Source organism: Neisseria sp. HMSC070F02, assembly GCF_001814225.1.
Taxonomy (GTDB): Bacteria; Pseudomonadota; Gammaproteobacteria; order Burkholderiales; family Neisseriaceae; genus Neisseria; species Neisseria meningitidis.
In genome coordinates this window covers 819-11,216 of the sequence record NZ_KV815418.1, presented here as the reverse complement: position 1 = coordinate 11,216, position 10,398 = coordinate 819, and the positions used below count along the sequence as shown (strand labels likewise).

Annotated in this window: 7 protein-coding genes, 1 other RNA gene and 1 pseudogene; 7 read left to right on the top strand and 2 right to left on the bottom strand. The window is 54.4% G+C overall.

Going from position 1 to position 10,398, the window contains the following annotated elements; genetic code table 11:
- Positions 1–154: 154 nt before the first annotated feature.
- A complete protein-coding gene (locus HMPREF2959_RS05145) occupies positions 155–337 on the top strand; it encodes a hypothetical protein (protein WP_002217317.1) in 183 nt (60 codons plus the stop codon).
- Between the two features lie 61 nt (positions 338–398).
- Here the strand turns inward: HMPREF2959_RS05145 and HMPREF2959_RS05140 are convergent, their stop codons facing one another.
- Together HMPREF2959_RS05140 and HMPREF2959_RS05135 are read right to left on the bottom strand one after the other, a co-directional pair.
- Complete coding sequence (locus HMPREF2959_RS05140) at positions 399–1,400, bottom strand: tRNA dihydrouridine synthase (protein WP_002243491.1); 1,002 nt, start codon at positions 1,398–1,400, stop codon at positions 399–401.
- A 76-nt stretch (positions 1,401–1,476) separates the two neighbouring features.
- Positions 1,477–5,310 (bottom strand): DUF3683 domain-containing protein, encoded by a 3,834-nt coding sequence (locus tag HMPREF2959_RS05135; RefSeq protein ID WP_002243490.1) that lies wholly within the window; start codon positions 5,308–5,310, stop codon positions 1,477–1,479.
- A 260-nt stretch (positions 5,311–5,570) separates the two neighbouring features.
- On the opposite strand from HMPREF2959_RS05135, the gene ffs reads away from it, so the two are divergent.
- The 6 genes and pseudogenes from ffs (at position 5,571) to HMPREF2959_RS05105 (ending at position 10,121) form a co-directional block, all read left to right on the top strand.
- An RNA gene (gene ffs / locus HMPREF2959_RS05130) (signal recognition particle sRNA small type) lies at positions 5,571–5,667 on the top strand.
- 167 nt (positions 5,668–5,834) lie between these two features.
- Entirely contained in the window at positions 5,835–7,526 is a 1,692-nt protein-coding gene (dld, locus tag HMPREF2959_RS05125; protein ID WP_002232324.1) for a D-lactate dehydrogenase, read from the top strand.
- Positions 7,527–7,657: 131 nt separating this feature from the next.
- A pseudogene (locus HMPREF2959_RS12845) lies at positions 7,658–7,765 on the top strand (IS5/IS1182 family transposase); the annotation flags it as partial.
- A gap of 55 nt (positions 7,766–7,820) precedes the next feature.
- Positions 7,821–8,192: a DUF2628 domain-containing protein gene (locus HMPREF2959_RS05115; RefSeq protein ID WP_002213703.1), complete on the top strand. Its 372-nt coding sequence runs from the start codon at positions 7,821–7,823 to the stop codon at positions 8,190–8,192.
- A gap of 154 nt (positions 8,193–8,346) precedes the next feature.
- Positions 8,347–8,895 (top strand): carboxymuconolactone decarboxylase family protein, encoded by a 549-nt coding sequence (locus HMPREF2959_RS05110; RefSeq protein ID WP_002236926.1) that lies wholly within the window; start codon positions 8,347–8,349, stop codon positions 8,893–8,895.
- 134 nt (positions 8,896–9,029) lie between these two features.
- Positions 9,030–10,121: an acyl-CoA dehydrogenase family protein gene (locus HMPREF2959_RS05105; RefSeq protein WP_002243489.1), complete on the top strand. Its 1,092-nt coding sequence runs from the start codon at positions 9,030–9,032 to the stop codon at positions 10,119–10,121.
- Positions 10,122–10,398 lie beyond the last annotated feature (277 nt).

The following is a 10,398-nucleotide window of genomic DNA, read 5'->3' as shown; positions in this document are numbered from 1 at the left end:
AGGGGATTTTGGGGAATTTTGCAAAGGTCTCTATTTGTACTGTCTTCGGCTCGCCGCCTTGTCCTTATTTAAATTTAATTCACTATATTTGCCCGTGCGTTTGTGATAAATTCGGCACTGTATTTGATATGATTTTAACAAATCGGGAGGGGCAATGTTTTGGTATGTAATCGGCTTTTGCTCCTTTGTCGTCGCGCTGCTGTCGCTGTGGGTCAATGTCGGCGCATTCGGTATGCAGGAAGACGATACCCCGCAATCGGATTATGAAAAACGTTTGGGCTTGGGTGCGAAGCTGAAAAACAAAAATACGCCGGATACGGAAGAAAAGCAGCAATAAAGATATGAAATGCCGTCTGAAAGATTTTCAGACGGCATTTGCTTTGAAGCATGGGAGACAGTCAAACATTTATCTCATGCTCAAATGCGTTCAGGATTCGGCGGACTTCATCCGCATCCTTAACCGTTCGGACGCGGTCAAACAGCGTTTGCGCCGGGTCGAACGTTTTTTTCATCATGCCCAACCATTGCTTAAGACGGGCGATCGGGTATTTATTGTTTGCCTCTTTTGTCAGGCACAGCTCGAAAAACTGCCGTATCCATTTAGAAACTTCGGCAAAATCCGTGTCTTTGACCGGCCCGCCGTTCTCGTATTGCTTGATTTGCCGCGCCAAATCGGGGCGGATGACCGCGCCGCGACCGAGCATCACGCTGTTGCAGCCGCTGATTGTTTTGATGCCGATATAGTCTTGCAGGCTGAAAACGTCGCCGTTGGCGGTAACGGGAATATTGACGCTGTCTCGGATTTTCCTTATCCATTCCCAATGCGCCGGCGGTTCGTAACCCTCGGCTTTGGTACGCGCGTGTACGGTCAGTCCGCATGCGCCCACTTCGGCAATCGCACAGGCGCATTCCAAAGCCCGGCTTTTGTCTTCGTAACCGAGCCGCATTTTTGCGGTGAGCGGAATATGTGCGGGCAAACGTCCGCGCAGCGTTTTGACGATGTGGAATATCAGTTCCGGCTCTTTTAAAAGGATTGCGCCGCCTTTGTGTTTGTTGACGGTGGGCGCGGGGCAGCCGAAGTTCAAATCGATTTTGTTCGCACCGAAGCGGACGGCTTCCAGCGCATTCGCCGCCATATTGTCCGCATCGCTGCCCAAAAGTTGGACGGTGCAGGGCGTGCCGGAAAACGTTTTGTTTCCGTTGGCGATTTCGGGGACATATTTTAACCATATGGATCGGGAATGCACGGTATGGGTAATGCGTACAAATTCGCTGACGCATTCGTCGTAGCCGCCAATACGCGTCAGCAGGTCGCGCATCACGTCATCGACCAGACCCTGCATAGGGGCAAGGATGATTCGGTTTTTTTGTTTGGGTTCGGTTGTTTGTCCGTCAATCATGATTTGGGTAGGTATTGGGTTTAAACAATGCCGTCTGAAGGCTTTCGGCGTTCAGACGACATTTCCGTGTCCGTTGTTACAGCAATACTTTTTCCACGCCGCCGTTATTGGCTTTTTTCACAAACTCGTCCAGCCAGTTTTCGCCGAGGATGTGTTTCGCCATTTCGATGACGATGTAGTCTGCAGGCATATTGTTGTCGTCGGCGTAGCGGCTCAGACCTTGCAGGCAGGCGGGGCAGGAGGTGAGCATTTTGACGGGTTCGCCCTGCGGCAGCTCTTTGAGGTTTTTCTCGATTTCCTCTTGTTTGCGGAACTTGACTTGCGTGGCGATGTCTGGTCGTTTGACGGCGAACATACCGGACTCGCCGCAGCAGCGGTCGCTTAAGACGACTTTCTGTCCCATCAGGCTGCTGGCCAGTTGGGTGGCATTCATGGTTTTGATGGGCGTGTGGCAGGGGTCGTGGTAGAGGTATTGCTGACCTTGTACTCCGTTTAGTTGCACGCCTTTTTCGAGCAGATATTCGTGGATGTCGATGATACGGCAGCCTGGGAAGATTTCCTCAAAACGGTATTTTTCCAGTTGGTCGTAACAAGTGCCGCAACTGACGACGACGGTTTTGATGTCGAGGTAGTTGAGGGTGTTCGCCATACGGTGGAAAGCGACGCGGTTGTTGGTGCTCATTTCTTCGGCTTTTGCCTTGTTGCCGCCGGCATCTTGCGGATAGCCGCAACACATATAACCCGGCGGCAGGACGGTTTGTACGCCGACGTGCCAAAGCATAGCTTGGACGGCAAGCCCGATTTGGCTGAACAGACGCTCCGAGCCGCAGCCGGGGAAGTAGAACACGGCTTCGGCATCTTCCGGAGAAGCCGGATTGCGGATGATGGGGATGCTCTTGCCGTCTTCGATGCCCAATAAGGAGCGCGGTGTTTTGGCGGGTACGTTTTTGGGCAGCGGGCGGTTGATGAAGTGGATAACCTGTTCTTTAATCGGGGCTTTGCCGACGCTTGCCTTGGGTTCGGCTTTTTGCTTTTTAGTGCCGATCGGAAGAAGTTTGCCGATTTTGTAGGCGAAGTTCTGCGCGGGGAAGCCGGTCTGTATCATCGCGGCTCGCAGGGCTTTGATGGTTTTCGGGCCTGTGGCGTTCAAAAATGCCATGCCCATTGAAGCCGCAGGCGCAAATCGTTTGTGGCCGGAATCGGCAAGGTAGTTGCGGACGGCTACGGTAACGTCGCCGAAGTCGATATTGACGGGGCAAGGCTTAACGCAGCGGTGGCACACGGTGCAGTGGTCGCCGATGTCCATCAGTTCTTCAAAATGTTTGACGGAAACGCCGCGCCGGGTTTGCTCTTCGTATAAGAAGGCTTCGGTCAAAAGCCCTACGCCGAGGATTTTGTTGCGGGGGCTGTACAGCAGGTTGGCACGTGGAACGTGGGTGGAGCAGACGGGTTTGCATTTGCCGCAGCGCAGGCAGTCTTTGACGGAATCGGCAATCGTGCCGAGGTCTGATTTTTCCATAATCAGCGATTCCGCGCCCAAAAGCTCGAAAGACGGCGTGTAGGCGTTGCGTAAGTCCGAGCCTTTCATCAGTTTGTGGCGGTTGAAGGTGTGTTTCGGATCGACTTGGTTTTTGTAGTTCCAAAACGGCTGCATTTCTTCGTCGCTTAAAAATTCGAGCTTGGTAATGCCGATGCCGTGTTCGCCCGAAATCACGCCGTTAAGCGAACGGGCGATTTTCATAATGCGTTCGACTGAGCGGTATGCCGTCTGAAGCATGTCGGCATCGTCTGAATTGACGGGGATATTGGTGTGGACGTTGCCGTCGCCGGCGTGCATATGCAGCGCAACGAAGACGCGGCTGCGTACGGTTTTGGCGTGGATTTTTCCCAAACCTTGGATAATTTTGGTATCGGTTTTGCCGCTGAAGATTTCAGAAAGCGGCTTCATTACGTCCGCTTTGACAGACACGCGCAGGCGGAAATCGCGGAATGCGGTAAAGCAGCTTTCATTGTCTTTGGCTTCGGGCGCGGCATGGACGGCTGCGCCATAGCGAGCCTTATAGTCGGCAAGCGGCGCGTCTAAGTTAGCAAGTAGCCATTCCCAACGCGCTTTGACAGCGGCAACGTGGGCAAGGGCGTGTTTGCCGCGTTCGCCCAACAGTTCGGCGGTTGGTAGGTCTGTTCCCATTTTGTCGATGGGGAGTTTGCCGGACAGATATTGCTCCAAGGCGGCACAGAGTTTGAGTTTGTTTTGAATGGAAAGCTCAATGTTGATTCGTTCGATGCCGTCTGAATACTCACCGAGCCTTTCGAGTGGGATGACCACGTCTTCGTTGATTTTAAAGGCGTTGGTGTGTTTGGCGATGGCTGCGGTGCGGCTGCGGTCGAGCCAGAAGGTTTTGCGTGCTTCGGGAGATATGGCGATAAAGCCTTCGCCGTCGCGGGCGCGGGCAAGTTCGCAGATGTGTTCGGCGGCTGCCTCTACGGCGGCTTCGTCGTCTGAAACCACGTCTGCCAGCAAGACCATTTTCGGCCGGCCTTTGCCTGCCGCTTTGGTGGCGTAGCCGACGGCGCGGACGTAACGCCAGTCCAAATGCTCCAAACCGGCCAGCCGCACGCTGTCGTGGGCGAGCAGGAAATCGCGGATTTCGACGATAGAAGGCGTAGCGGTGGCGACCGTACCGAAAAACTCCATACACACGGTGCGCGTGTGTTTCGGCATTTTGTGCAACACGAAGGCGACGCTGGTGATGATGCCGTCCGTGCCTTCTTTCTGCACGCCGGGTAGGCCGCTCAAGAATTTGTCGGTAACGTCTTTGCCCAAACCGACTTTGCGGAATTTGTGGCCGGGAATTTCCAAACGTTCGGTTTTAACAATATTGAGGCCGTCTGAATCCAGCGTGTGAACGTCGAACACGGCGGTTTCTTCGTCGTGGATTTTGCCGAAATTATGGCGCACGCGCTCGATGCGCAGCCATTCGCCTTGAGGGTTGACCATCTGCCAGTAGGCGAGGTTGTCCAACGCCGTCCCCCACAGTACGGCTTTTTTGCCGCCCGCGTTCATCGCCACATTGCCGCCCACACAGGACGCATCGGCGGAAGTCGGATCGACGGCGAACACCAAACCCGCCTGATGCGCGGTTTCTTCTACCCGCCGCGTTACCACGCCCGCGCCGCAATGGATAATCGGATGTTTGCCATCCAAGCCCGCCAGTTCGACAAACTCCACGCCGCGATGTTTGTCCAGCTTTTCCGTATTGATGACCGCGCTCATTGCGTCCAAAGGAATCGCGCCGCCGGTATAACCCGTACCGCCGCCGCGCGGGATAATAACCAAGTCCAACTCAATTAAGGCGCGCACCAAAGGCGCGACTTCCGCCTCCGTGTCGGGATTGACGACGACAAACGGATACTCCACGCGCCAGTCGGTTGCATCGGTAACGTGCGTTACCCGCGCCAGCCCGTCAAACATAATATTGTGTGGCTTGGTGATTTTGCTCAAACGCTCCAAAATCTGCCGCCGCTTTTGGCTGGTTTCATCAAAACTGCTATCAAAACGCTCGACTGCTTTTTCTGCTGCGGCAACCAACACATCCACTTGCCGATTATCGTCGCGGCGTTTGCGGATTTCATTTAAGCGGTGGCGCATTTCCCGCACCAGCGCGGCGCGGCGTTTCGGGTGCTCCAACAAGTCATCGACCAGATATGGATTGCGCACAACTACCCAAATATCGCCCAACACTTCAAACAGCATCCGTGCCGAACGTCCGGTTTTACGCTGTCCGCGCAAGTCTTGCAGGATTTGCCACGCTTCGTCGCCCAATAATCGGATGACGATTTCGCGGTCGGTGTAGGAAGTATAGTTGTAGGGGATTTCCCGAATACGCTGAGGGGCGGTAGTCGTGGTCATGGTGTGTCCGTGTTTGGCAGTTTTTATTTGAATGCCGTCTGAAAAGTCGGTTTCAGGCGAGTTTGAAAAGGCGATAATGTAGTTCAATTTTTGATACTTTTCAATGCCGAAACAGGAAATACCCTTATAGAAACAAAATAACGCTTTGAGAAATTGTTGACAATATTATCAAATATAAATTTTAGGTGGTGTTTCCGGCGTATGACCGTATCAAAACGGTTGAGTTTTTCAGAAAACCCGTTATAATGCCGTTTCTCTGAGGCGGGTCTCCCCGCATGGCAAATCGGAACACCGGGTCAGGGGCGGAAGCCAGCAGCCCACTCCGATGCGCCAGTGCCGGGGGTTTGGCCCGCCGCCCTATTTGAAACGCCGGAGCTTCGATGTTCCGGCGTTCCCGTATCGCACCGATGCCGTCTGAAAGCCGTTCAGACGGCATTTTCTTTACTTTGCCATAACGTATAACTACAATGTGAAAACAATTCCAATGTGCATATGCACCTGCCGACAATTTTAAGGAAACTGCCATGAGCGCATCACAATTACTGTCAAGACTGACCCAAACCGTAGGCGAAAAATACATCATTACCGACCCCACGAAAACCGAACAATACCGCCAAGGCTACCGCTTCGGCGAGGGTAAGGCGTTGGCGGTGGTGCGTCCCGGAAGCATTCTGGAAATGTGGAAAATTCTGCAGGCGTGCGTCGAAGCGGACGTGATTGTGATTACGCAGGCGGCGAATACCGGCCTGACCGGCGGCTCGACCCCCGACGGCAACGATTACGACCGCGACATCGTGATTGTGAACACCATGCGGATGAACATCATCCAAACCATCAACAACAACGAACAAGTCGTCTGCCTGCCCGGCTCGACCCTGAACCAGCTTGAATTGCTGCTGAAACCTTTGGGACGCGAACCGCATTCGGTCATCGGCTCATCCTGCATCGGCGCGTCCGTTTTAGGCGGCGTGTGCAACAACTCCGGCGGCGCGTTGGTACAGCGCGGCCCGGCCTACACCGAAATGGCACTGTTCGCCCAAATCAACGAAGAAGGCAGGTTGGAACTGGTCAACCACTTGGGCATAGACTTGGGCGACACGCCCGAAGAAATCCTGACCAACCTGCAAGGTCATCATTATCAAAACAAAGACATCAAACAAGACGCGGGCAAAGGGCACGACCACGCCTATTGCGAACACGTCCGCCAAGTGGACGAACCGACCGCCGCGCGTTTCAATGCCGACCCCGCCCGCCATTACGAAGCCTCGGGCTGCGCGGGCAAACTGATGGTTTTTGCCGTCCGTTTGGACACCTTCCCGCAAGAAAAACAAACCGCCGTGTTCTACATCGGCACGAACGACATCAACGAGCTGACCGACATCCGCCGCGCCGCCTTGGGCGAATTTGAAAGCCTGCCTGTTTCCGGCGAATACATCCACCGCCACGCTTTCGACATTGCCGACGTGTACGGCAAAGACACGTTTTACGTCATCAAAAAATTCGGTACGCACCAACTGCCGAAATTATTTGACTTGAAGGCGCGCGTGGACAGGTTCGGCAAAAAAGCCAGCTTCCTGCCCAAACATTTTTCCGACAAGGCAATGCAGTTCGTCAGCAAATACCTGCCCGACCACCTGCCCAAATCCATGCGCGATTACCGCGACAAATACGAACACCACCTGATTCTGAAAATGGGCGGGAAAGGCGTGGATGAGGCGCGCGCGTTCTTAAAAGAATATTTTGCACACCACAGCGGCGCGTTTTTCGAGTGCAACGCCGAAGAAACCCAAGCCGCGATGCTGCACCGTTTCGCCGTCGCCTCCGCCGCCATCCGCTACCGCGCCGTGCATGATGACGAAGTGGAAGACTTGGTCGCGCTCGACATCGCCCTGCGCCGCGACGATCGCGACTGGTTTGAAAAACTGCCGTCGGAAATCGACAATAAAATCATCCATAAACTCTACTATGGACATTTCATGTGCCACGTTTTCCATCAGGATTACATCATCAAAAAAGGCAACGACTGCATGGCGTTGGAACACGAAATGCTGCATCTTTTAGACCAACGCGGCGCGCAATATCCCGCCGAACACAACGTCGGTCATTTGTATGAAGCCAAACCCGCGCTCAAACAGTTTTACCGCAAACTTGACCCGACCAACAGCTTCAACCCGGGCGTAGGCAAAACCAGCAAAAAGAAAAACTGGGCGGAATAAGCGCGTCCGCTTTGAAGGCAGGCAATGCCGTCTGAAGGCAAAACGCCGTTCAGACGGCATTGTCGGGTTTGAAGTTCCCCGTCGGGTAATCGCTTTCAAACCGTATGCCGACACACGGGCGCGCCCCTCCCAAATATAGTGGATTAAATTTAAATCAGGACAAGGCAACGAAGCCGCAGACAGTACAGATAGTACGGCAAGGCGAGGTAACGCCGTACTGGTTTAAATTTAATCCACTATAAAGTCTGATCCTACCTTCCCAAAGGGCAGGGTTTCAACCGAAAAGGAAACACGATGAAACCATACAAAATCTACACCCATCCCGCCCTGCCGCCCCAAGCCGTCAAACAAGGCTGGTCATGGCCGGGGCTCTTGTTCGGCACGCTGTGGGCGTGTTTCAAAAGAATGTGGGGTTTGGGGCTGGGGCTGACGGGCGCGATATTCGTGCTGGCTGTGTTTGCCCAACTGGTTTACGGCGACACGCCCGCCACAGACTCGGCGTTTAACGTATTGGGCTTGGCGGTTTCCGTCTGGTTCGGCGCAAAGGGCAACAGCCTTTATGCACGCCACCTTTTATCGCGCGGCTATACCGAATTGCCCGAAACGGTTGAGGCAGCCAATCCCCAAGCCGCATTGGCGCAATATTTCGGGCGCGGGGGCCGATAAGCGCGTTTTCTTTTCCATCGTGCCGTCTGAAAAATGTTCAGACGGCATTTCTTATAACCTTTCGTTTGCAGCACATAACCAATCAGTCTTTCCTATTCCGTTCCGAAATGCATACCATGCGCCCGTACCCAATATTTGCGAACAAGGAAAGAAAATGGCACGTTTAACCGTACACACCCTCGAAACCGCCCCCGAAGCCGCCAAAGCGCGCGTCGAGGCGGTACTTCAAAACAACGGCTTTATCCCCAACCTTATCGGCGTATTATCAAACGCCCCCGAAGCCTTGGCGTTTTACCAAGAAGTCGGCAAGCTCAACGCCGCCAACAGCCTGACCGCCGGCGAAGTCGAAGTAATCCAGATTATTGCCGCCCGCACCAACCAATGCGGCTTCTGCGTGGCAGGGCACACCAAACTCGCAACCCTGAAAAAACTCCTTTCCGAACAATCCGTCAAAGCCGCGCGCGCTTTGGCGGCAGGCGAATTTGACGATGCTAAACTCGGCGCGCTCGCCGCCTTTACCCAAGCCGTAATGGCAAAAAAAGGCGCGGTATCCGACGAGGAACTCAAAGCATTTTTTGATGCGGGCTACAACCAGCAGCAGGCAGTCGAAGTCGTGATGGGCGTAGCCTTGGCAACTTTGTGCAACTACGTCAACAACCTCGGACAAACCGAAATCAACCCCGAATTGCAGGCTTACGCCTGATACGGCAAACCGCCCGAATATCGGGCGGTTTTTCAAAAACACCCCCTCAAACAAAAACAAGCCGCCTAAGCGGCAGGGAAGCAGCCGCGCATCAGGCGCGCCCCCGATTTCCCCGCAAACCTTAAGGAACAAAGATGAACGCCCAAACCCTGATTGCCAACGTTGCCGAATTCGTCAAAACCAAGCTCAAACCCATAGTGGACGACATCGACCGCAAAGGATACTACCCCGAAGCATTTATGCGCGAACTCGGCGCAATCGGTGGATTCGGCGCAGTCGGTACAGAAGCCGAAGGCGGCAACGGCTTGGGTTTGGCAACGCAAATCGCCGTATTGCGCGAAATCGGCAAAGAATGCGGCGCAACCTCTTTCAGTGCGTGGTGTCAGGCGGCTTGCGCGTGGTATCTGCACCAAACGCCCAACCGGGCCGTCAAAGACAAATACCTTGCCGACATCCTGCAAGGCAAAGTATTGGCGGGTACGGGCATGTCCAATACCGTCAAACACCTTGCCGACATCGAAAAACACAACCTCCAAGCCGAGCGCGTGGAGGGCGGCTACACAGTCAACGGCGCGCTGCCGTGGGTGTCCAACATCGGCGAAGACCACATTTGGGCGAATACCGCCCAAATCGGCGGCGGCTACGTCATGTTCATCACAGGCGGACAATGGGAAGGCGTAAGCCTGCAAAACTGCCCCGAATTTTGCGCCCTCGAAGGCACACGCACCTTCAGCCTGAACTTCAAAGACGTATTTATCCCCGACGAAGACATCATCGCCGCGCCCGAACAGTTTGCCGACTACATCCAAAGCATCAAAGCAGGCTTTATCCTCCTGCAAATCGGCATCGGCGCGGGCGTGATTGACGGCAGCCTCGGCATCATCCGCCTCGCCAACGTCGTCAACGCCGAAGTCAACAGCTATCTCGACGACGGCTACGACAGCCTCAAAGCAAGGTTGGACGGCGCGTGGGCAGAAACCGAACGGCTCGCCGACTTGGCGTGGGACGGCGCGCCCGATAACCTCGCCACCCTCAAGCTGCGCGAAGCCGCCGCCGTACTGGCACTTGCCGCCGCCCAATCCGCCGCCCTGCATTCCGGCGCAAAAGGCTACCTGATGCGCAGTCCCGCCCAAAGGCGCGTCCGCGAAGCAATGTTTGTCGCCATCGTAACCCCCGCGATCAAACACCTGCGCAAAGAAATAGCGGCAATCGAAGCCGCAAAATAAACAGGCGGAAAAAACAGAAACCCCCACCGCGTCATTCCCGCAAAAGCGGGAATCCAGCCCCCAACGCAACAGGAATCCATCGAAAAAACCGAAACCTCCAAACCGTCATTCCCACGGAAGTGGGAATCCAGTAATCGAAAAACCACAGGAATCTATCGAAAAAAAACCAACCCCAAAAAAACCGGGCGGATACCGCACCATCCTCCCAAACCCTGATTTATAGCGGATGAACAAAAATCAGGGCAAGGCGGCGAAGCCGCAGACAGTACAAATAGTA